This window comes from Streptomyces sp. DH24 (assembly GCF_029813775.1).
Taxonomy (GTDB): domain Bacteria; phylum Actinomycetota; class Actinomycetes; order Streptomycetales; family Streptomycetaceae; genus Streptomyces.
In genome coordinates this window covers 41,619-64,354 of the sequence record NZ_JARVKW010000023.1, presented here as the reverse complement: position 1 = coordinate 64,354, position 22,736 = coordinate 41,619, and the positions used below count along the sequence as shown (strand labels likewise).

Here is a 22,736-nt window from a genome sequence, read left to right as displayed (position 1 = left end):
GAGTGGCGGGGCGCTCAGGATGAGCGGCGGGACGGATGCCCCGTCAGGGCTCGCCCGCGCCCTCCTCGCCGCCGCCCCCGGCCGGCTCACGCCACGGCGGTCCGTGCCCGCCGGACGAGCTTCAGGTAGCGGTCCCAGTCCCAGTGCGGGCCCGGGTCCGTGTGGTCGGTGCCCGGCACCTCCACGTGGCCGATGATGTGCTCGCGGTCCACGGGTATCTCGTACCGGGCGCAGATCCGGGCAGTGAGGCGGGCCGACGCCTCGTACATCTCGTCCGTGAAGTCCTGCGGCCGGTCCACGAAACCCTCGTGCTCGATGCCGACACTGCGTTCGTTGTAGGCGCGGTTGCCCGCGTGGTACGCCACGTCCAGCTCGCGGATCATCTGCGCGATGTGGCCGTCCTGGCCGACGATGTAGTGCGTGGCCGCCCGGTGCCCCGGGTCCTGGAACGCCCTCACCGCGCTGTCGAAGCTGCCCTGCGTGACATGGACGACCACCATGTCGATGCCGTAGTCGTCGGGCCGGTCCGCGCGGCGCCAGTTCGCGTCCGACGCCGCCACCCAGCGCGCACCCCGGAAGTCCACCTCGCCCGCCTCGCGCGGCTTCTCCACGCCCGGTGTCCGCCACCACAGCCGGGCCAGCTCGTCGCGCGCCAGCGCCGCCGTGCCGACGGCGGCCGCCGCACCGCCGACGATCAGCGCCCGCCGCCCCATGCGCCGGTCGGTGTCCTTGGATGCTCGTCTCTCCCCCATGTGATCGTGAACGGATACCCGGGAGTCCAGGTTCCCGGGCCCCCGTACCCTGGAGGGGCTATGACTGACACCCCGCAGCGCACCCGACCCCTCCGCGTCCTCGCCGCCATGTCCGGCGGCGTCGACTCAGCCGTCGCCGCGGCACGCGCGGCCGAGGCGGGCCACGACGTCACCGGCGTCCACCTCGCCCTCTCGGCGAACCCCCAGTCGTTCCGCACGGGCGCGCGCGGCTGCTGCACCATCGAGGACTCGCGCGACGCCCGCCGCGCCGCCGACGTCATCGGCATCCCGTTCTACGTGTGGGACCTCGCCGACCGCTTCCGCGAGGACGTCGTCGAGGACTTCGTCGCCGAGTACGAGGCCGGCCGCACCCCGAACCCGTGCCTGCGCTGCAACGAGAAGATCAAGTTCGCCGCCCTGCTGGACAAGGCGCTGGCGCTGGGCTTCGACGCGGTCTGCACCGGTCACTACGCCAAGGTCGTCGTGAACGAGGACGGCACGCGCGAGCTGCACCGCGCCTCCGACATGGCCAAGGACCAGTCGTACGTGCTGGGCGTGCTGGACGACCGGCAGCTCGCGCACGCCATGTTCCCGCTCGGCGACACGGTCACCACCAAGGACGAGATCCGCGCGGAGGCCGAGCGGCGCGGCCTCGCCGTCGCCAAGAAGCCCGACTCGCACGACATCTGCTTCATCGCCGACGGCGACACCCAGGGGTTCCTCGCGAACCGGCTCGGCAAGGCCGAGGGCGACATCGTCGACGAGTCCGGCGCCAAGCTGGGCACGCACGAGGGCGCGTACGGCTTCACCATCGGCCAGCGCAAGGGCCTGCGCATCGGCACCCCGGCCCCCGACGGCAAGCCGCGCTACGTCCTGGACATCTCGCCCGTCGACAACACGGTCACCGTCGGTCCCGCGTCCGCGCTCGACGTCACCGCGCTCACCGCGATCAAGCCCCGCTGGTGCGGAGCCGCCCCGACCGGCCCCGGCACCTACACGGCCCAGCTCCGCGCGCACGGCGACGAGACCGAGGTGACCGCCGAGCCGTCCGACGGCGGGCTGAAGGTGCGCTTCGCCGAGCCGGTCCGCGGCGTCGCGCCCGGCCAGGCGATCGTCCTGTACGACGGCACGCGCGTGGTGGGCTCGGCGACGATCGCGTCGACGGTACGGGCGACGGCGGCGGGCGTCGCCTGAGCGGCACCTACGGGCTTACGGCACGGGTGCCGGCCCTCCGCCGAGGCGACCCCGCCGGCCGGGCGGTCAGTCCGCGAAGAACTCCGCCAGCACCGGCGCCAGCACGTTCGGATCGACCACGTGGGTCTGGTCCTCCAGGGAGCGGTACGTGCCCCGCGCGGCGGCCCCGGCGATCTCCTTGGCCGCCTCCCGCATCCACGCCGGGCTCGCCCCGCCCGCCAGCGACAGCACCGGCAGGGTGAGCGAGGCCAGCTTGTCGCGGGGGACCCGGCCGTCGCCCATGCAGGCGTCGTCGTAGGCGAGGCTCGGCGCGATCGACTCCATGGCGGCCCACATCGGGGACTGCCGCGCGCCCTGGATCATCTCCTCGGCGAGCCCCGTCAGCCGCAGGAAGTGCTCCACCGCGTCCCCGGGCCTGCCCTGCCCCAGCGCCTCGGTCAGCCGCGCGGTGTACTCCCGCCGCTGCCGCACGGCGTCCTCGTCCATGGCGTACGGCACCTCGTAGACGGCGACCCGGCGCACCGGCAGTCCGCTCGCCGCCGCCTCCAGGACGAGCGCGCCGCCCGACGAGACGCCGTACAGCGATGCCTCCCCGCCCACCTCGTCGATCAGCGCCGCCAGGTCCTCCACCTCGCGGCGCACCTCGTACGGCTGCGTGTCGCCGCTCTCGCCGCGGCCCCTGCGGTCGTGGACGACGACGGTGAAGTGCCGCGAGAGCGGTCCGGCCAGCGGTGCCACCGTGGCGCCCGTCGACATCGCACCGCTCACGAGGATCACCGCGGGCCCCTGGCCGGTGCGCCGGTACGCGATGGACGTGCCGTCCTTGGAAAGCGTCTTCTTGTCCATGCCTGTGCAGACTGCCCTACGGCGGGCGCTTCACCCCTCACGACACCGCGACGGTCAGCCCACCTCCACCTCGTAGAAGCACAGGTGGTCCTTGATCGGGGCCACGGCCGGCTTCGGGTCCGGGTACGCCCACACGAGGTCCGCCGCGTCCGGCAGGGACCAGTAGGACGCGGTGCCCTTGAAGGGGCAGTACGTGTGCGTGCGGGACGGCGTCAGCAGGTCGAGCCGGACGTCCACGGGCGGCAGGTAGTAGCGGTCCGGGCAGCCCGTCTCCCGCAGGACCAGCGCCTCGTCGCTCTCCGCGAGGACCTGGCCGCCGTGCACCACGCGCACGTGCCGGTCGCTCTTCTCGACGGTGATCCGGTGTCCTTCGGTCACGATCGTCCCTCCTTGGGTAGCCGAGTCCTTCCGCACAGCGCACCCTGAAGCGGAGTTCTTCCCGCAGGAGGCCCCATGGCGACCACCCGACCGGCCAGGAACCGCAGCAGCCTCGCCCATCAGGTGCGGTACGCCCTGTCCCACCCGGACAGGGTCCCCGCCCACGTCCGGCGCATGGCACGCGACACGTGGCTGCGGCTCAGGCACCGCGACCACATCGCGTACTACCGGGCCGTCATGGCCTCGGACGCCGCCCGCGACCCCAGGGCCGCCGTCGGCCACAACCCGTCGGCCGAGTCCTGGGAACGCATCGGCCGCATGCAGTTCGACTACCTGCTGCGGCACGGGCTGAAGCCGCAGCACCGGATGCTCGACATCGGCTGCGGCAACCTGCGGGCCGGGCGGCTGTTCATCGACCACCTGGACAGCGGCAACTACTACGGCATCGACATCTCCCCGGCCATCCTGCTCGCCGCCCAGGACACCCTCGTACGGGAGGGGCTGCAGGCCAAGCTGCCGCACCTGACGCTCGCCGACGACCTCACCTTCGCGTTCCTGCCCGAGGGGCACTTCGACGTCGTCCACGCGCACAGCGTCTTCTCGCACTCGCCCCGGCACGTCATCGAGGAGTGTTTCGCGCACGTCGGCCGGATCCTCGCGCCCGGCGGCTTCTTCGACTTCACCTTCGACCGCACGGAGGGCGAGGAGCACCAGGTGCTGCACGAGGACTTCTACTACCGCACCGAGACCCTGGTGGACCTCGCCGCCCGGCACGGCCTGACCGCCCGGTTCATGGACGACTGGGAGGACCTGCCGCACCGGCAGTCGAAGCTGCGCGTGACGGCCGCGTCCCGGGCGGCGCGTACGGTGGCGCCATGAACATCTGCGTCTTCCTCTCCGCCGCCGACCTCGACGACCGTTACACGCGCCCCGCGCGGGAGTTCGCGGAGCTGCTCGGCAAGGGCGGCCACACGCTGGTGTGGGGCGGTTCCGACGTGGGCCTGATGAAGGTCGTCGCGGACGGCGTGCAGGAGGCCGGCGGCCGTCTCACCGGCGTCTCCGTGGAGTTCCTGGCGGCCAAGGCACGCCCCGGCGTCGACGAGATGGTGATCGCCAAGGACCTCGCCGAGCGCAAGCGGCTGCTGCTGGAGAAGGCCGACGCCGTCGTGATCATGGTGGGCGGCACGGGCACCCTCGACGAGGCCACCGAGATCCTGGAGCTGAAGAAGCACGGCCACACCGACAAGCCGGTCGTGCTGCTCAACACGGCGGGCTTCTACGACGGCCTGAAGGAACAGTTCCGGCGCATGGAGGACGAGGGCTTCCTGCCCCGCCCCCTGACCGAGCTGGTGTTCTTCGCCGAGGAGCCGGTCGGGGCGCTGGCCTACCTGGAGGAGAGCCGGGGCGTGGCCTGAGCGCCGGTGGTGCGAGCATGGCGGGCATGGCTACACATGTGATCACCGGGGCCGGGTCCGGCATCGGCGCGGCCGTCGCCCGCCGGCTGCACGCGCGCGGGGACGAACTCGTGCTGCACGCGCGTGACGCGGGCCGGGCGAAGGAACTGGCCGCGGAGTTTCCCGGGGCGCGCACCCTGGTCGGCGACCTGGCGGACCCGGACAGGCTGAGCTGGGCGCTCTCCCACCAGACACTGCCGGAACGGGTGGACACGCTGCTGCACATCGCGGGCGTGGTCGACCTCGGGCCGGTCGGCGAGCTGACCCCCAAGACGTGGCGGCACCAGCTCAACGTCAACCTCGTCGCGCCCGCCGAGCTGACCCGGCTGTTCCTGCCCCAGCTGCGGACCTCGCGCGGACACGTCGTGTTCGTGAACTCGGGAGCGGGACTGAACGCCCACGCGGACTGGTCCGCGTACGCGGCGTCCAAGCACGGGCTGAAGGCGCTGGCGGACTCGCTGCGGCACGAGGAGCACCCGAACGGCGTCCGGGTCACGTCGGTCTACCCCGGGCGCACGGCCGGCCCGATGCAGGCGAGGGTGCACCAGCAGGAGGGCAAGGAGTACGACGCGTCGAAGTGGATCGACCCCGAGTCGGTCGCGACGACGATCGTCATGGCACTGGACCTCCCCAGGGACGCGGAGGTCAACGACCTGACGGTGCGGCCGGGCCGCTGACGTCCCGCCGGCCGGGCCCGGACGTCCGGCCGGCCGGGAGGACCGGGCACCTCCGACCGCCCGGCGCGGCGAACCGTAGGCTTCCACCGTGAGCGACACGAGCGACAACACGCACTTCGGTGGGGCCACCGGTATCGGCTCCATGCCCGGCGGTGACGTCCGCGAGGCCGTCAAGACCGTGACGGGGACCTTCGAGGACTTCCCGTTCCTGCCCGAGCTGCCCGCCAGGGGGCCCGGCGCCGACATGGTCGGGCGGACCGCCGGGATGCTCGTCGAGCTGTACGCGCGCGTGGAACCCAGCGGCTGGCGGCTGGGGGACCGGCCGGGACGGGACACCAAGCGGGCGAGGGCCTGGCTCGTGGAGGACCTCGACGCCCTGGAGGAGTTCACCCAGGGCTACGAGGGCCCGCTGAAGGTGCAGGCCGTCGGGCCGTGGACGCTCGCCGCCGGCCTGGAGCTGAGGAACGGCGAGGCCGCCCTCTCCGACCCCGGCGCCACCCGCGACCTCGCCGCGTCCCTCGCCGAGGGCCTGCGCCTGCACCTCGCCGAGCTGCGCCGCCGCGTGCCCGGCGCGCGGCTCGTGCTCCAGCTGGACGAGCCCTCCCTCACCGCCGTCCTGCAGGGCCGGGTGAGGTCGGCCAGCGGCTACCGGACCCACCGGGCCGTGGACCGGCAGACCGTCGAGGCCACGCTGCGCGACGTCGTCGCCGTCCAGGACGGCGGGCCGGTCGTCGTCCACTCGTGCGCGCCGGACGTCCCGTTCGCCCTGCTGCGCCGGGCGGGCGCGGCGGCGGTCTCCTTCGACCTCGCGCTCCTCACCGAGCGTGACGACGACACCATCGGCGAGGCGGTGGAAGGCGGCACCCGGCTCTTCGCCGGTGTCGTGCCGGGCACGGACGGCCCATTGTCAGACCCTGCCGGTAGCGTCATGGGTGTCAGGACGCTGTGGCGCAGGCTGGGGCTGCATCCGGGGCTTCTCGCGGAGGCGGTCACGGTCACGCCGTCGTGCGGACTCGCGGGCGCGTCCCCCGAGTACGCGCGCCGGGCTCTCGCCCACTGCGCCCGGGCGGCGAGATCCCTCGCGGACAACCCTGAGTAACGGGAGGACAACACGGTGGCCGGCGACAAGCAAGCGGAAACCACGGCGGTGCCCGCCGAGGCGCGGGAGAAGCACGCCCAGCTCGCTGAGCAGATCGAGGAGCACCGCTTCCGGTACTACGTGAAGGACGCTCCCGTCGTCAGCGACGCCGAGTTCGACCGGCTCCTGAAGTCCCTGGAGGCGCTGGAGGATCAGTACCCGGAGCTGCGCACCCCGGACTCGCCGACGCAGAAGGTCGCCGGGTCCTACGAGACGGAGTTCACGGCGGTCGAGCACCGGCAGCGGATGCTGTCGCTGGACAACACGTTCAACGACGAGGAGCTCGCCGCCTGGGCCGACCGCATCGCCCGCGAACTGGGCGAGCAGGAGTACCACTTCCTGTGCGAGCTCAAGGTCGACGGACTCGCCGTCAACCTCACCTACGAGCACGGCCGGCTCACCCGCGCGGCCACCCGCGGCGACGGCCGCACCGGCGAGGACATCACGCCCAACGTCCGGACCATCGCGGAGATCCCGGACCGCCTCACGGGCGACCGCGTCCCCGGCCTCGTGGAGATCCGCGGCGAGGTCTACTTCCCGATGGAGAAGTTCGAGAAGCTCAACCGCCGCCTCGTCGAGGCCGGCGACAAGCCCTTCGCCAACCCGCGCAACGCGGCGGCCGGTTCGCTGCGCCAGAAGGACCCGCGCGTCACCGCCACCCGCCCGCTGCACATGGTCGTGCACGGCATCGGGGCCCTGGAGGGCCTCGACGGCATGACCCGCCTCTCCCAGGCCTACGACCTGCTGAAGACCTGGGGCCTGCCCACCTCCCGGCACAACAAGGTGGTCGACGGCCTCGACGGCGTACGGGAGTTCATCGCGTACTACGGCGAGAACCGGCACTCGGTGGAGCACGAGATCGACGGCGTCGTCGTCAAGCTCGACCAGATCCCGCTCCAGGGCCGGCTCGGCTCCACCTCCCGCGCGCCGCGCTGGGCGATCGCGTACAAGTACGCGCCGGAGGAGGTCAACACCAAGCTGCTCAACATCCGCGTGGGCGTGGGCCGCACGGGCCGGGTCACGCCGTACGCCCAGGTCGAGCCGGTGACGGTGGCCGGCTCCGAGGTCGAGTTCGCCACGCTGCACAACCAGGACGTCGTCAAGGCCAAGGGCGTGCTCATCGGCGACACGGTGGTGCTGCGCAAGGCCGGTGACGTCATCCCGGAGATCCTCGGCCCGGTGGCCGACCTGCGCGACGGCAGCGAGCGCGAGTTCGTGATGCCGTCCGAGTGCCCCGAGTGCGGTACGCCGCTGAAGGCGATGAAGGAGGGCGACGTCGACCTGCGCTGCCCCAACGCCCGCACCTGCCCGGCCCAGTTGCGGGAGCGACTGTTCTACCTCGCGAGCCGCAAGGCGCTGGACATCGAGGCCTTCGGCTACGTCGCCGCCGCTGCCCTCACCGCCCCGCTGGAGCCCGAGGACCCGCCGCTGAAGGACGAGGGCGACCTGTTCGACCTCACCGTCGAGCAGTTGCTGCCCATCAAGGCGTACGTCCGGGACCAGGACAGCGGTCTTCCCAAGCGCGACCCGGAGACCGGTGAGGAGAAGGTCGCCCGGGTCTTCGCCAACAAGGAGGGCGGGCCGCGGAAGAACGCGCTCGCCATGCTGGAGAACATCGCGGCCGCAAAGCAGCGCCCGCTCGCCCGGATTCTCACCGGCCTGTCCATCCGGCACGTCGGACCGGTCGCCGCGGAGGCGCTGGCCCGCGAGTTCCGGTCCATCGACCGCATCGAACAGGCCAGCGAAGCAGAGCTCACCGCAGTCGACGGAGTGGGCGAAATCGTGGCAAAGGCCCTCAAGGAGTGGTTCGCCGAGGACTGGCACCAGGAGATCATCCGCAAGTGGAAGGCCGCCGGTGTCCGCATGGAGGAGGAGCACTCCGGGGAGGACGAGGGCCCGCGCCCCCTCGAAGGGCTCACCGTCGTCGTCACCGGCACCCTCGAACACTTCACGCGGGACGGCGCCAAGGACGCCCTGCAGGCCAGGGGTGCCAAGGTGACCGGATCGGTGTCGAAGAAGACGTCGTTCGTCGTTGTGGGTGACAGCCCCGGATCGAAATACGACAAGGCGATGCAGCTCAAGGTTCCGGTTCTGAACGAGGACGGCTTGAACGTCCTGCTGGAGCAAGGGCCGCAGGCCGCCGCCGACGTCGCGCTTTCGGCCGAGGAGTAGCGGTTGAAGGCCACCCGATCGGCGCATATCAGATGCATAAGGGTGGCAGGGGCGCATTCGGGCAACCGGCGACGACCGCTGCCCGTGGAAGCCTTCAGCGGCCTACTGTTGAGACGTGCGCCTGCCGTGCCCAGCTGCGGTCGGGGCATCCCCGTGCTGCCGCAGAGCCGGGGGCAGGGATTTCCAACGCGGAACCGTTGATGGTTGTCGGGCGTCGAGCCGCGTGGCGTGGGCACCGCCGGCTGTGAGAGGGACGGGAATGGAACCGACCGAGAGCGCCGCCCCGGATTCACGGCTGCGCCTGCGCCGCGTGACGAGCGCGTGGCGGGTGAGACACCGGTCCGCACGGCCTTCCGGGCACGGCGCCGCCGGGGGACACGTCGCCGGACACCACCACCCCGCGGCCGGCGGCCGCGGCACCGCCTATCCGGCCGCCGGGCACGCCTCGGCCCTGCCCGGCGCCGACCAGGACCGGCAGTCGTCCTGGCCGGCGCTGCCCGCGGTGGTCGTCGCGACGGCCGGGCTCGTCCTCGGCGCCGGCTTCTACCGCGCGTTCGCCGGCGGCCACGCCCTCTTCCCGTCCGGCCGGGTCGGCTGGTCCCTGGCCCTGCTGACCGGCATCATCGTCGGCCACCTCGTCATGCTCGGCCGCTCCCGCTGGTGGGGCGGCACCGGCTCCGGCGCCGCCCTGACCCTCGCCGTCCTGCTGCTGTACGGCTGGGTGCCGGCCGGCATGGTCAGCCTCACCGTCGTCGTCCTGGTCGGCATCGCCCGCCGGGGCCGCTGGCGGCAGGGCGTGCTGCACGGCTCGGTGGACATCCTCGGCATCGGCGCCGGCGCCCTCGTGCCGGCCGCCTTCGGGTCCGTACCGTCCGTCGAGCACCCCTGGACCCCGGACACCTGGACGCTCTACGCGGTGCCCGAGGTGATCCTGATCGCCGTCGCCTACCTCGCGGTCACCCGCCTGCTGTTGTGGTACCTGCACGCCCCGCACCGCGGACTGCCCACCGTGGCGCGCACGGCCCTGGTCAGACAGGGGCTGGTCGCGGTCGCGCTGCTCGGCATCGCCCCCCTCGTGTGCGTCGTCGCCGCCGCGCGGCCGGTGCTGCTGCCGCTGTTCGCCATCCCGCTGATCGCCCTCGACTCCACGCTGTGGATCGCCCGCGCCCGGGCCGAGGAACAACTGCGCGACCCGCTGACCGGACTGCCCAACCGGCAGTGGCTGCTGGAACGCACCTGGACCGCGCTGGACGACGCCGAGCGCATCGGCGCCCGCGCCGCCCTCATGCTGATCGACCTCGACCGCTTCCGTTCGGTCAACGACACCCTGGGCCACCTCGCCGGCGACCGGCTGCTCCTCCAGATCGCCGACCGGCTGCGGCTCGCCCTGCCGCGCGGGGCGGAGGCCGCGAGGCTCGGCGGCGACGAGTTCGCCGTCTTACTGCCCGTCGCCGACTCCACGACGTCCGCGACCCGCGTCGCCCGCAATCTCGTGGCGGCCCTCAGCTCACCCCTCGACCTCGACGGCCTCACGCTCGTGCTGGAGGCAAGCGCCGGGGTCGCCGTTTTCCCGGACCACGCGCTCGACGCCGAAGGGCTGCTGCGCCGCGCGGACGTGGCGATGTACCAGGCGAAACGGGACCGCACGGGCGTCGAGGTCTACGAGTCCAAGCGCGACTCCAACACCCCCGACCGGCTGGGACTGCTCGGCGACCTGCGCCGCGCGCTCGACGCGCACGAGGTCGAGCTGCACTACCAGCCCAAGGTCCGCTTCGACGGCCAGGTGGCGGGTCTTGAGGCGCTGGTGCGGTGGGTGCACCCGGAGCGCGGCAAGGTGCCGCCGGACGAGTTCATCGCGATCGCCGAGTCCTCCGGGCTGATGCCCCACCTCACCGAGTACGTGCTGGAGACGGCGCTCGCGCAGGTCGCCCGGTGGCGCTCGCAGGGCCTGTTCGTCCCGGTCGCGGTCAACGTCTCCCCGCGCGACGTCCACACGCCCGGCTTCGCCGGCTCGGTCGCCGCCCGGCTGGCCCGGCACGGCGTCCCGGCGGGCGCGCTCCAGCTGGAGATCACCGAGCACGTCCTGCTGGAGGACCCGCAGCGCGCCGCCGACACCCTCAACGGCCTGACCGGGCACGGCGTGAAGATGTCGCTGGACGACTTCGGCACCGGCTACTCCTCGCTGGTGCACCTGCGGCGGCTGCCCGTCAGCGAGCTGAAGATCGACCGTTCCTTCGTGGCCCGGCTCGCCGTCGACACCGAGGACGCGGAGATCGTGCGCTGCACGGTCGACCTCGCGCACTCCCTCGGCCTGCTCGTCGTCGCCGAGGGCGTCGAGGACGACGAGACCTGGGAGCGCCTGCGCGACCTGGGCTGCGACGCCGTGCAGGGCTGGCTGGTCGCGGCGGCGATGCCGCCGGAGGAGACCACGGCCTGGCTGCGCGCCCGCGGTTCCCGGGGCTGGCAGCGGCCGGCCGCCGCGCTGCCCGCCGCCGCGGCGGACGACCCGGGGCGCGTGGGCTAGCCGCGGGGCGCGTGGGCTGGCTGGCCGCAGGACGCTGCGCAGGATGATCCGCCGGGTGCCGGGTGCGTGCCGGTTCGTCGTGAGTTCTCGTGACCCGCGGCGCGGCCGCATACCGGGCAGCGCCCCGTGCCCCTGGCGGCGATGCCGTACCGTCGCGCGTCGGGGCCCGTCCGCCGTACCGCCTCCCTGGCCGTGCCCGGGCGAAACCGTTTCACGAGCACCGGTCCCGGCCCCATAGGATTGGGCCAAACCACACACACTCACCCCAGAGGATCGCTGCATGCCTGGCATCACGCGCGAGGAGGTCGCCCACCTCGCCCGGCTGGCGCGTCTGGAGCTGAAGCCCGAAGAGCTCGACCACTTCGCGGGCCAGCTGGACGACATCATCGGCGCGGTGGCCCGCGTCAGTGAGGTCGCCGACCAAGACGTACCGCCGACCTCGCACCCGCTCCCGCTGACGAACGTCATGCGCCCGGACGAGGTCCGTCCCTCGCTCACCCCCGAGCAGGCGCTCTCCGGCGCCCCGGCCCAGGAGCAGCAGCGTTTCAAGGTGCCGCAGATCCTGGGGGAGGACTAACCACCATGACGGACATCATCAGGCTCACGGCCGCCGAGACCGCCGCGAGGATCGCCTCCGGCGAGCTCACGGCCGTCGAGGTCACCGAGGCGCACCTCGCCCGGATCGAGGCCGTCGACGAGAAGGTGCACGCCTTCCTGCACGTCGACCGCGAGGGCGCGCTGGCGCAGGCCCGTGCCGTCGACGAGAAGCGGGCCAAGGGGGAGAAGCTCGGTCCGCTGGCCGGCGTCCCCCTCGCGCTCAAGGACATCTTCACCACCGAGGGCGTCCCGACGACCGTCGGCTCGAAGATCCTCGAGGGCTGGATCCCGCCGTACGACGCGACGCTCACCAAGCGGCTGAAGGCCGCCGACGTCGTCATCCTCGGCAAGACCAACATGGACGAGTTCGCCATGGGGTCCTCCACCGAGAACAGCGCCTACGGCCCGACCGGCAACCCGTGGGACCTCACCCGCATCCCGGGCGGTTCCGGTGGCGGCTCGTCCGCCGCGCTGGCCGCGCACATGGCGCCGCTCGCCATCGGCACCGACACCGGCGGCTCCATCCGCCAGCCGGCCGCCGTCACCGGCACGGTCGGCGTGAAGCCGACGTACGGCGCGGTCTCCCGGTTCGGCATGGTCGCCTTCTCCTCCTCCCTCGACCAGGGCGGGCCGTGCGCCCGTACGGTCCTGGACGCGGCGCTGCTGCACGAGGTCATCGCCGGGCACGACCCGCTGGACTCCACGTCCATCGACGCGCCCGTCCCGCCGGTCGTCGAGGCCGCCCGCAACGGCTCGGTCGAGGGCATGCGCGTCGGCGTCGTCAAGCAGTTCCGCGGCGAGGGCTACCAGGCCGGCGTCATGCAGCGCTTCGAGGAGTCCGTCGCGCTGCTGAAGGAACTCGGCGCCGAGATCGTCGAGCTGGACTGCCCGTCCTTCGACCTGGCGCTGTCGGCGTACTACCTGATCGCCCCGTCCGAGTGCTCCTCCAACCTCGCCCGCTTCGACGGCCTGCGCTACGGCCTCAGGAGCGGCGACGACGGCACGCACTCCGCCGAGGAGGTCACCTCGCTGACCCGCGAGGCCGGCTTCGGCCCCGAGGTCAAGCGCCGCATCATGCTGGGCACGTACGCGCTGAGCTCCGGCTACTACGACGCCTACTACGGCAGCGCCCAGAAGGTCCGCACGCTGATCAAGCAGGACTTCGACAAGGCCTTCGAGCAGGTCGACGTGATCGTCTCCCCGACGACGCCGACCACCGCCTTCCCGATCGGCGAGCGCGCCGACGACCCGATGGCGATGTACCTGGCCGACCTGTGCACCATCCCGACCAACCTGGCGGGCAACGCGGCCATGTCGCTGCCCTGCGGTCTCGCCCCGGAGGACAACCTCCCGGTCGGCCTGCAGATCATCGCCCCGGTCATGAAGGACGACAGGCTCTACCGGGTGGGCGCCGCCGTCGAGGCCGCCTTCGTGGAAAAGTGGGGCCACCCGCTGCTAGAGGAGGCACCGTCGCTGTGAGTGCACTGACCAAGGCCAAGGGCTTCAAGAAGTCCAAGTCCGGTACGTACCTGTCCATGGCCGCCACCGCCTTCGGCGCGCTCGGCGTCGCCAAGCGGCTGAAGACGGCCCGCGCCGAGAAGGACACGCTGGTCCTCATCGACGCCACCGTGTCCGCCGCCGCGATCGTCACCGGCCTCGCCATCCTCTACCGCGAGCTGAAGCGGCTGGGCGACGACGACGTCCTGCTGGGCTGAGAGGGAAGTTTTCACCGTGACCACCACGACCGACCTGGTGTCGTACGAGGACGCGCTCGCGTCGTACGACCCCGTCATGGGCCTTGAGGTCCATGTCGAACTCGGCACCAGGACCAAGATGTTCTGCGGCTGTTCGACCTCGCTCGGCGCCGACCCGAACACCCAGACCTGCCCGGTCTGCCTCGGCCTGCCCGGCGCGCTCCCGGTCGTCAACGCGACCGGCGTCGAGTCCGCCATCAGGATCGGCCTCGCGCTGAACTGCGAGATCGCCGAATGGTGCCGCTTCGCCCGGAAGAACTACTTCTATCCGGACATGCCCAAGAACTTCCAGACCTCCCAGTACGACGAGCCGATCGCCTTCAACGGCTACCTCGACGTGCAGCTGGAGGACGGCGAGACCTTCCGCGTGGACATCGAGCGCGCCCACATGGAGGAGGACACCGGCAAGTCGACGCACGTCGGCGGCGCCACCGGCCGAATCCACGGCGCGTCCCACTCCCTGCTGGACTACAACCGCGCCGGCATCCCGCTCATCGAGATCGTCACCAAGCCGATCGTGGGCGCCGGTGAGCGTGCTCCCGAGGTCGCTCGGGCGTACGTGCGTGAGCTGCGCGAGGTCATCCGCGCGCTCGGCGTCTCCGAGGCCCGTATGGAGATGGGCCAGATGCGCTGCGACGTGAACCTGTCGCTGCGCCCGAACGGCACCGAGAAGTTCGGCACGCGTTCCGAGACGAAGAACGTGAACTCGCTGCGGTCCGTGGAGCGCGCGGCCCGCTTCGAGATCCAGCGCCACGCGGCGGTGCTCTCCTCCGGCGGCACGATCGTCCAGGAGACCCGCCACTTCCACGAGGACACCGGGTCCACGACCTCGGGCCGCGTGAAGGAGGAGGCCGAGGACTACCGGTACTTCCCGGAGCCCGACCTGGTGCCGGTCGCCCCGTCCCGCGAGTGGGTCGAGGAGATCCGCGCCTCGCTGCCCGAGCTGCCGCTGGTGCGCCGCAACCGGCTCCGCGAGGAGTGGGGCATCTCCGGCACCGACATGCAGGCCATCCTCAACGCCGGCGCGCTTGACCTGATCGTCGCGACGATCGACGCCGGTGCCGACGCGGCCTCCGCCCGCAAGTGGTGGATGGGCGAGCTGGCCCGCAGCGCCAACGAGTCCGGCAAGGCCCTGGACGAGCTGGCGATCACGCCGGAGCAGGTCGCCCGGGTCACCGAGCTGGTCTCGAAGGGCGACCTGAACGACAAGCTGGCGCGCCAGGTCATCGAGGGCGTCCTCGCGGGCGAGGGCACCCCGGACGAGGTCGTCGACAAGCGCGGCCTGAAGGTCGTCTCGGACGAGGGCGCGCTCACCGCGGCCGTGGACGAGGCCATCGCCGGCAACCCGGGCGTCGCCGACAAGATCCGCGGCGGCAAGGTGGCCGCGGCCGGTGCCCTGGTCGGCGCGGTCATGAAGGCCACGCGCGGCCAGGCCGACGCGGCCCGCGTGAAGGAGCTCATCCTGCAGAAGCTGGGCGTCGAGGGCTGACGTCCGGCAGCAGCCGAGGAGGGGGAGGCACCGCGCCCGGTGCCTCCCCCTCCTCGCGTGCGCGGCCGTGCCGGAGTGGCTCCTCGCGCGCGGCCGTGCAGGAGTGGCCCGGTCCCCGGGTTCCCCGCCGGGGGCGCTACGCTCCCGCGCCATGAGTGGACGCGCTGATTCCGAGCCGCCCGCGGACCCGGCGGACGACGTCCAGGACGGCCCCGCCGACGTCCAGGACGATCCCGCCGACGTTCAGGACGGCCCCGACCACCCGGCGGGTGAGGCGCGGCGGGCCCGGTGGCTGGCCACCGGGACCGGCGCCCTGCTGGCCGCCGCGGGTCTGGCCGCCGCGCTGCTGCGCCTCTCCGGCCCCGTACCGCCGCTCGTCCCGGCCGCCTACGCCCTCGGCGCCGCCGGGTGCGCCGTCGCCGCGGTCCTCGGCGCGGGCGGACGCACCCGGCGCGCCCTGTGGCTGCTGATCGCCGGACTGATGGTCATGGCGCTCGGCGACCAGTTCGACTGAGCCGCGATCCTTCGGCGCACGGGTCTGTGACGGCCGCACCTGCGCGGACGGAGACCCGGGTCCGTGCCGTGAGCTGCCTCCCTGTCTCTGTGAATAAGCCCACGAAACAGACAAAAAAGCACTACTGCCTGCAAGAGTGGCCCTGCTTTGCCCTTGCACAGACCCCCCTGGAGCTCTTTCCGTGGCAGCCCTCGCTCGCTGGTGTGTCCGACGCCGCCTGTTCGCGGTCCTGCTGTGGCTGCTCGCCTTCGGCGGGGTGTCCGCGGCGGCGGTCGCGGCCGGATCGGACTACTCCAACGACTACAAGGTCCCCGGCACCGAGTCCGGCCGGGCCACCGAGCTGCTGCGGGAGGGCTTCCCGGACCTCGGCGGCGACAGCGACACGATCGTCTGGCACACCGACTCCGGCACCGTCCGCGCCGCCGACGTCGAACAGACCATGACCCGCACCCTCGACCGCATCGAGGACCTGCCCGGCGTCGCCTCCGTGACCGGCCCGTACGACGAGCAGGGCGCCGGCCGCGTCAGCGCCGACGGCCGCACCGCGTACGCCACGGTCACCTTCGACGAACAGTCCGAGGACATCGACGCGGCCGACGCCAAGGCCGTCGTGGACACCGCCAGGGCCGCCGGGACCGACGGGCTGCGGGTGGAGCTCGGCGGCAGCGCGGTCGGGCTCACCGAATCGTCCGGCGGGCACCTCGCCGAGGTCGTCGGCGTGGTCGTCGCCGCGATCGTGCTGTTCCTCGCCTTCGGCTCGCTCGCCGCGTCCCTGCTGCCCATCGCGACCGCGCTGGTCGGCGTCGGCACCGCGTACGCCGGGATCGCGCTGCTCGGGCACGCCATGACCGTCGCCGACTTCGCGCCCATGCTGGGCATGCTGATCGGACTCGGCGTCGGCATCGACTACGCCCTGTTCATCGTCACCCGCCACCGGCGCGGCCTGAAACGGGGGCTGTCCGTCACCGAGGCCGCCACCAACGCCGTCGCGACCACCGGGCGCGCGGTCGTCTTCGCGGGCGCGACCGTGTGCATCGCCCTGCTGGGCATGCTCATCCTCCGGCTGAGCTTCCTCAACGGTGTCGCCGTCGCCGCCTCGCTCACCGTCGTCCTCACCGTCCTGGCGTCCGTGACGCTGCTGCCCGCCCTGCTGTCGTTCATCGGCATGCGCGCCCTGAGCCGCCGCGAGCGGCGCCGTCTCGCCGAGCACGGACCCGAGCCCGAGCTGCCCACCGGGTTCGCCGCCCGCTGGTCGGCGTTCGTCGAGCGGCACCCCAAGCTGCTCGGCGCGATCGCCCTCGCCGTCATGGCCGTCCTCGCGCTGCCCACCCTCTCCCTGCACCTGGGCACCTCCGACCAGGGCAACGACCCGCGGACCTCCACCACACGCCAGGCCTACGACCTGCTCGCCGACGGCTTCGGACCCGGCGTGAACGGCCCCCTCACCCTCGTCACCGAGGTGCACGGCGGCGACGACCGGCTCGCCCTGGACAACCTCGACGCCACCCTGCGCCAGACCGACGGCGTCGCCTCCGTGACCCCGGTGACCTACGACGCCGGCGGCGACACCGCGTACCTCACCGTCGTACCGGAGTCCTCACCCCAGTCGCGGCAGACCAGCGATCTGGTGGACCGGCTGCGCGACGACGTGCTGCCGCGCGCCGAGGGCGGCACCGCCCTCGACGTCCAGGTCGGCGGCATGACGGCCGGCTACGACGACTTCGCCGACGTCATCGTGGACAAGCTGCCCCTCTTCGTCGGCGTCGTCATCGGCCTCGGCTGTCTGCTGCTCCTGCTGGCCTTCCGGTCCGTCGGCATCCCGCTGAAGGCCGCCGCGATGAACGTCGCCGCCGTCGCCGCCGCCTTCGGGGTCGTCGTCGCGATCTTCCAGTGGGGCTGGGGCAGCGAACTGCTCGGCCTCGGCGCCGCCGGACCCATCGAGCCGTTCCTGCCCGTGATCATGGTGTCGGTCCTCTTCGGCCTGTCCATGGACTACCAGGTCTTCCTGGTCAGCCGCATGTACGAGGAGTGGCTGGAGACCGGCGACAACCGGCGTGCCGTCCGCGTCGGCCTCGCCGAGACCAGCCGCGTGATCAACTCCGCGGCGGTCATCATGATCTCCGTCTTCCTCGCCTTCGTCCTCAGCGGCGACCGCGTGATCGCCATGTTCGGCATCGCGCTCGCCGCCGCCGTCGCCCTCGACGCCTTCGTGCTGCGCACCCTGCTGGTGCCCGCCCTGATGCACCTGCTCGGCGGCGCCAACTGGTGGCTGCCCCGCCGGCTCGACGCGTGCCTGCCGCGCATCAGCATCGAACCGCCCGAGGCCCGCGCCGCCCATGAGAGGCTGGCCGCCGTGACGGACGCCGAGGTGGCGGACGTCCTGGCGGAGGAGGAACGGCAGCGGGATGTACGCGATACCACTGGGTGACGACGGCGCGGAACTGCGGCCCCTGGAGCCCTGGCACGCCGAGGAGTTCCTGGCCCATCTGGACCGGGGCCGGGAGTTCATCAACCAGTTCGTCCCGTTCGGCTCCACGGCCAAGGACGTGGACGGCGCGCGGGAGGTGCTCCAGCGGTACGCCGACCGGCGTGCCGCCGACACCGGTTCCCTGCACGGCCTGTGGCTGGAGGGCAGGCTCGTCGGCGGTGTGCTGCTGCTGAACTTCGACGCCGCGAACGGCTCCTGCGAGGCCGGCTGCTGGCTGGAGCCCGACGCCACGGGACGCGGCCTCGTCACGCGCGCGATGCGGGTGCTCGTCGACTGGGCGATCGAGGGACGCGGCATCCACCGCGTCGAATGGGTCGCCGCCGCCGGCAACGAGCCCAGCCTCAACGTCGCCCGGCGGCTCGGCATGAGCCGTGACGGCGTCCGCCGCGATGCCCACCTCCACCACGGCGTACGGCACGACCTGGAGGTGTGGTCGGTGCTGGCCCCCGAGTGGCGGGCGGCACGCGCGCGCGGCGCTCACAACGATCATTAAGCAGACTCTCAGACAGCGTCCGTACGGTGCGGGGCATGGGAACGAAGACAGTGGACGGAACCGGGCCCGCCGAGGCCGCCGAAGCCAACGGGGTCCTTGAGGCCGACGAGGCCGCCGAGGCCGCGCACGACGAGGAGACCGCGGAGGTCGCCGAGCCCGAGGACGCGGAGGCGGCCGGGACCGCGAAGGCCCCGGAGGAACAGAAGGACGCGGTGGCCGGCCCCTCCGGCGTCGGCCAGGGCGCCGGAGCCGTCGTGTCCGCCGCGCTGGGCCTCGTCTCGCTCACCGGCAGCTGGATCGGCACCGTGGCCGCCGCGCGCGAGACCCTGATCGGCCAGCTGGAGACGTCGTCGTCGGCGGGCGTCGCCGAGCAGGTCCAGGCGGTGTACGGCAACGCCTGGCAGACCAGCGCCCTGTGGGGCGGCCTGTTCGCGCTGCTCGCCCTGGTCGTCGGCGCCGCGGTGCTCGCCCGGCCCGCGTTCGGCGCGCCCGGCAGGCCGCAGGCGGGCTGGATCAAGTCGGTCGCCTGGGGCGGCGTCGCGCTCGGCGCCCTCGGCCTGCTGCTGGCCGTCCTCAAGTACACCGACGTCCTGCTCGGACTGCCGTCCACGAGCTGACCCCGCGCACGACCCGAGGGGCCTCAGGGGCGCCGTAAGCACCTTACGGAGCCCTCTGAGGCCCCTCAGGCACGTCTGAGGTCCGGGCGGCCCCCGAAGATGCGGAACACGCCCGATGCGGCCGGACCACCTGGGAGACGAAGGTGGAAGCGGGCCCGGAACGAGCCGGGCACCCACCTCTCACCAGGGACCCGCCATGTACGAGTACGAGCTCCAGCAGTACCGCTCCGCCGACCTGATCCGCCGCGCCGAGCACCAGCGCCGGATCCACACCGCCCTCCTCGCCCGCCGCGCCGCCCGCCGGACCGCCGCCCAGGACGCCGCGGGCCCGGAGGACCATACGCACCGCTCCCGGCGCCCTCGATACACCCGGGCCGCGTGACCGGCACGGCACGCGGCGACGGCCCGGGCCCCGTCCGGGCACGCCGCGTGGGCGCCCACCGCCGGGAGGACGACCGGGCGCCGGCCGACCTCCCGGCGCGGCGCGATGCCCTCCCCGCGCGGCGCGCTCCTCTGCCCGCGAAAACGAGTGCCGCACTGTCCGACCCGCGTGCGATGCTCGGGCCCGTGGAGACCAGGTCCGTCAGTCCCGTGTTCGTCGGCCGCGCAACCGAGTTGGACATCCTGCACGACGCGCTCGCCCGCGCGGCCGGGGGCGAGCCGCAGGCCCTGCTCATCGGCGGCGAGGCCGGCGTCGGCAAGACCCGGCTCGTCGAGGAGTTCGCCGGTGCCGCCGGCCGGCGCGGCGCCGTCGTCGCCGTGGGCGGCTGCGTCGAGATCGGCGCCGACGGGCTGCCCTTCGCCCCGTTCTCCACCGCCCTGCGCGCCCTGCGCCGCGCCCTGCCCGCCCAGGTGGCCGCCGCCGCGGCCGGGCAGGAGGACGAACTCGCCCGCCTGCTGCCCGAACTCGGCACGGCCGCCGCGGGCCGGCACGACGAGGACGGCACCGCCCGCCTCTTCGAACTCACCGTCCGCCTCCTGGAGCGCCTCGCCGCCGACCGCACGGTCGTCGTCGTCCTGGAGGACCTGCACTGGGCCGACGCCTCCACCCGGCACCTGCTCGCCTACCTCTTCCGCACCCTGCGCACCGGCCGCCTCGTCGTCCTCGCCACCTACCGCGCCGACGACATCCACCGCCGCCACCCGCTGCGCCCCCTGCTCGCCGAACTGGACCGGCTGCGCACCGTCCGCCGCGTCGAACTCGCCCGCTTCAACCGCACCGAGGTCGGCCGCCAGATCGCCGGCATCCTCGCCAGGGACCCCGACCCGGACCAGATCGACGAGATCTTCGAACGCTCCGACGGCAACGCCTTCTTCGTCGAGGAACTCGCCGTCGCCGCCCACGAGGGCTGCCGCACCGGACTCACCGACTCCCTGCGCGACCTGCTCCTCGTCCGGGTGGAGGCGCTGCCCGAGAGCGCGCAGAACATCGCCCGGATCGTCGCCGAGGGCGGCTCCACCGTCGAGTACCCGCTGCTCGCCGCCGTCGCCCGGCTCGCCGAGGACGACCTCATCGAGGCGCTGCGGGCCGCGGTCAACGCCAACCTGCTCACCGCCGCGCCCGGCGGCGACGGCTACCGCTTCCGGCACTCCCTGGTCCGCGAGGCCGTCAGCGACGACCTGCTGCCCGGCGAACGCTCCCGCCTCAACCGCCGCTACGCCGAAGCCCTGGAGGCCGACCCGACGCTCGTCCCGGCCGACCAGCGCGTGATGCGGCTGGCCAGCTACTGGTACCACGCGCACGACGCCGCCAAGGCCCTGCCCGCCGTCCTCGCCGCCTCCGTCGAGGCCCGCCGCCGGCACGCCTACTCCGAGCAACTCCGGCTGCTGGAACGCGCGATGGACCTCTGGGACGCCGCCCCCGACGAGGTCCGCGCCCACCTGCGCCCCGTCGACTACACCGAGGCCTACCCCCGCCCGCTGCCCGAACGGCGCGCGGCCACCTCCGGCGGCCGCGACCCGGCCGCCGTGCCCCTGGGCTACCTCGACCTGATGGCCGAGGCGGCCGTCGCCGGGCGGCGGTGCGGAGAGCGCGAACGCGCCCTGAAGATCACCAAGCGGGCGCTGCGCCTGCTCCAGGACGACCCCGACCCGCTGCGCGCCGCCTGGTTCTGGGTCCAGCGCTCGCGGCTCGTGCAGGCACTGGCCCGCGGCGACGGCCGGCAGGAGCTGGGCACCGCCCAGGAACTGGTCCGCGGCCTGCCGCCCTCCGAGGTGCACGCCGAGGTGCTCGCCATGGCCGCCGGCTGGGCCATGCTCCACGAACCCGGCCCGGAGGCCGTCGCCGCCGCCGAGCGCGCCGTCGAGTACGCGCGCATGGTCGGCGCCGCCGACATCGAGCTCAACGCCCGGCTCACGCTCGGCGGGCTGATGGTCGACGCCGGTGACATCGAGGCCGGGCTCGCCGAGATGTACCAGGTACGGGAGCTGGCCGTGGCGCAGGACCGCCCCGTGGTGCTCGGCCGCAGCCACATCAACCTGCCCTCCTCGCTGGAGGGCGTCGGCCGCTCGGCCGAGGCCGCCGGCATCCTGCGCGAGGGCACCCGCCTCACCTCCCGCAGGGGGCTGCTGGAGTCCGAGGGCTGGGTGTGGGTGAACCTCGCCGAGTCGCTGTACTCCCTGGGCCGCTGGGAGGAGGCCGCGGACGCGGCGGCCAGGGCCGCCCGGCGCACCGGACAGGCCGCCAAGCCGCGCGGCGGCGCCTGCCTCCAGCTCGCCGGCATCGCACTCGACCGCGGCGAGGTCGCCGAGGCGGCCCGGCTGCTGGCCGACGCCCGCGCCTCCTACGGCACCCACGACCCGATGCCGCAGAACAACCTCCCCCTGACCCGCATCTGCATCGGTGTCGGCGCCGCCGAGGGACGCGTCCTCGACGCCCGCGCCGAGGCGGGCCGCGCCCTGGACGCCGGCTTCCCGCCCGGCACCCACCGCTACGCCTGGCCCCTGCTGCTCGCCGCCGCCACCGCCGAGGCCGACGCGCGCGGGCAGACCGCCGCCGAGCCGGGCCGCGCCGCCTTCCTCGACCGGCTCTTCCGTGCCGTCAAAAACCTCACCACGGGCGCCCCGGTCTGGCTCGCCCACGACAAGTGGGTCCGCGCCGAACTCCTGCGCGCCGAGGGCCGCGACACCCCGGACACCTGGTCCGAGGTGGTCACCGCCGTCGAACCCCTGGAACGCCCCTACGACCTCGCCCGCGTCCGGTACCGGCTCGCCGCGTCCGTCCTGGCCGCCGGCGGCGACGACGAACGCGCCCGCGCCACCGAACTGCTCCGCCTCGCCCACGCCGTCGCCGACCACCTCGGCGCCCGCCCGCTCGCCGACGCCGTCACCCTCCTCGCCCAGCGCGCCCGGCTCGCCCTGGGCCACCGCGCCCCGGAGCCCGCCCCGGCCGACCCCGCCGAGGCCCTCGGCCTCACCAGCCGGGAACGGGACGTCCTGCGCCTGGTCGCCCTCGGCCGCACCAACCGCCAGATAGCCGGGGAACTGTTCATCTCCCCGAAGACCGCCAGCGTCCACGTGTCGAACATCCTGGCCAAGCTGGGCGTCACGGGACGGGGAGAGGCGGCGGCGGTGGCGCACCGCGAGGGACTGTTCCCGGCCGACTCCCTCGCCTCGGAAACCGTGGGCTGAGGCGCCCCGGCCCGGCGGG

20 protein-coding genes are annotated in these 22,736 nt (G+C 73.3%); 17 read left to right on the top strand and 3 right to left on the bottom strand.

Translation table 11 applies throughout. The features are described from left to right. Positions 1-86 precede the first annotated feature (86 nt). Positions 87-752 (bottom strand): peptidoglycan recognition family protein, encoded by a 666-nt coding sequence (locus QC282_RS19710; protein ID WP_279550818.1) that lies wholly within the window; start codon positions 750-752, stop codon positions 87-89. Positions 753-812: 60 nt separating this feature from the next. Between QC282_RS19710 and mnmA the strand changes: the two genes are divergently transcribed. Further along, positions 813-1,946, top strand: coding sequence for a tRNA 2-thiouridine(34) synthase MnmA (gene mnmA / locus QC282_RS19705; protein ID WP_279550817.1), 1,134 nt, complete (start codon positions 813-815; stop codon positions 1,944-1,946). A 66-nt stretch (positions 1,947-2,012) separates the two neighbouring features. On the opposite strand, the gene QC282_RS19700 is transcribed toward mnmA, so the two are convergent. Together QC282_RS19700 and QC282_RS19695 are read right to left on the bottom strand one after the other, a co-directional pair. After that, entirely contained in the window at positions 2,013-2,792 is a 780-nt protein-coding gene (locus QC282_RS19700) for an alpha/beta hydrolase (protein WP_279550816.1), read from the bottom strand. Between the two features lie 54 nt (positions 2,793-2,846). Then, positions 2,847-3,170, bottom strand: a complete 324-nt coding sequence (locus QC282_RS19695) for a DUF427 domain-containing protein (protein WP_279550815.1) — start codon at positions 3,168-3,170, stop codon at positions 2,847-2,849. Positions 3,171-3,245: 75 nt separating this feature from the next. Here QC282_RS19695 and QC282_RS19690 point away from each other — a divergent pair, with 75 nt between their 5' ends. The 16 genes from QC282_RS19690 to QC282_RS19615 all read left to right on the top strand — a co-directional run bounded on the left by QC282_RS19690 (position 3,246) and on the right by QC282_RS19615 (position 22,717). Continuing rightward, positions 3,246-4,049: a class I SAM-dependent methyltransferase gene (locus QC282_RS19690; RefSeq protein WP_279550814.1), complete on the top strand. Its 804-nt coding sequence runs from the start codon at positions 3,246-3,248 to the stop codon at positions 4,047-4,049. Next, positions 4,046-4,585, top strand: coding sequence for a TIGR00730 family Rossman fold protein (locus tag QC282_RS19685; protein ID WP_279550813.1), 540 nt, complete (start codon positions 4,046-4,048; stop codon positions 4,583-4,585). Before QC282_RS19690 ends, QC282_RS19685 begins: the two co-directional genes overlap by 4 nt. A 17-nt stretch (positions 4,586-4,602) precedes the next feature. Further along, positions 4,603-5,301, top strand: a complete 699-nt coding sequence (locus tag QC282_RS19680; protein WP_279550812.1) for an SDR family oxidoreductase — start codon at positions 4,603-4,605, stop codon at positions 5,299-5,301. Positions 5,302-5,443: 142 nt separating this feature from the next. Then, positions 5,444-6,400 carry a methionine synthase gene (locus QC282_RS19675; protein ID WP_279550858.1) on the top strand — a complete coding sequence of 319 codons (957 nt, stop codon included), beginning with the start codon at positions 5,444-5,446 and terminating at the stop codon, positions 6,398-6,400. A gap of 15 nt (positions 6,401-6,415) precedes the next feature. Continuing rightward, positions 6,416-8,611, top strand: coding sequence for an NAD-dependent DNA ligase LigA (gene ligA / locus QC282_RS19670; protein ID WP_279550811.1), 2,196 nt, complete (start codon positions 6,416-6,418; stop codon positions 8,609-8,611). Between the two features lie 259 nt (positions 8,612-8,870). Further along, complete coding sequence (locus QC282_RS19665; RefSeq protein ID WP_279550810.1) at positions 8,871-11,135, top strand: bifunctional diguanylate cyclase/phosphodiesterase; 2,265 nt, start codon at positions 8,871-8,873, stop codon at positions 11,133-11,135. A gap of 280 nt (positions 11,136-11,415) precedes the next feature. After that, positions 11,416-11,712: an Asp-tRNA(Asn)/Glu-tRNA(Gln) amidotransferase subunit GatC gene (gene gatC, locus QC282_RS19660; protein ID WP_031117542.1), complete on the top strand. Its 297-nt coding sequence runs from the start codon at positions 11,416-11,418 to the stop codon at positions 11,710-11,712. 5 nt (positions 11,713-11,717) lie between these two features. Continuing rightward, positions 11,718-13,211, top strand: a complete 1,494-nt coding sequence (gatA, locus tag QC282_RS19655) for an Asp-tRNA(Asn)/Glu-tRNA(Gln) amidotransferase subunit GatA (protein ID WP_279550809.1) — start codon at positions 11,718-11,720, stop codon at positions 13,209-13,211. After that, on the top strand, positions 13,208-13,447 hold the full coding sequence (locus tag QC282_RS19650) for a hypothetical protein (RefSeq protein WP_190097992.1): 240 nt from the start codon (positions 13,208-13,210) through the stop codon (positions 13,445-13,447). Before gatA ends, QC282_RS19650 begins: the two co-directional genes overlap by 4 nt. A gap of 16 nt (positions 13,448-13,463) precedes the next feature. Next, positions 13,464-14,975 carry an Asp-tRNA(Asn)/Glu-tRNA(Gln) amidotransferase subunit GatB gene (gene gatB, locus QC282_RS19645; protein WP_279550808.1) on the top strand — a complete coding sequence of 504 codons (1,512 nt, stop codon included), beginning with the start codon at positions 13,464-13,466 and terminating at the stop codon, positions 14,973-14,975. Positions 14,976-15,126: 151 nt separating this feature from the next. Further along, positions 15,127-15,489, top strand: coding sequence for a hypothetical protein (locus QC282_RS19640; protein ID WP_279550807.1), 363 nt, complete (start codon positions 15,127-15,129; stop codon positions 15,487-15,489). Between the two features lie 181 nt (positions 15,490-15,670). Continuing rightward, positions 15,671-17,917, top strand: a complete 2,247-nt coding sequence (locus QC282_RS19635; protein WP_279550806.1) for an MMPL family transporter — start codon at positions 15,671-15,673, stop codon at positions 17,915-17,917. Then, positions 17,895-18,470 (top strand): GNAT family protein, encoded by a 576-nt coding sequence (locus QC282_RS19630; protein ID WP_279550805.1) that lies wholly within the window; start codon positions 17,895-17,897, stop codon positions 18,468-18,470. Before QC282_RS19635 ends, QC282_RS19630 begins: the two co-directional genes overlap by 23 nt. A gap of 35 nt (positions 18,471-18,505) precedes the next feature. Next, on the top strand, positions 18,506-19,087 hold the full coding sequence (locus QC282_RS19625) for a hypothetical protein (RefSeq protein WP_279550804.1): 582 nt from the start codon (positions 18,506-18,508) through the stop codon (positions 19,085-19,087). A gap of 196 nt (positions 19,088-19,283) precedes the next feature. Beyond that, entirely contained in the window at positions 19,284-19,469 is a 186-nt protein-coding gene (locus tag QC282_RS19620) for a hypothetical protein (RefSeq protein ID WP_279550803.1), read from the top strand. 173 nt (positions 19,470-19,642) lie between these two features. Continuing rightward, positions 19,643-22,717, top strand: coding sequence for a helix-turn-helix transcriptional regulator (locus QC282_RS19615; protein WP_279550802.1), 3,075 nt, complete (start codon positions 19,643-19,645; stop codon positions 22,715-22,717). The last annotated feature ends 19 nt before the right edge of the window (positions 22,718-22,736 follow it).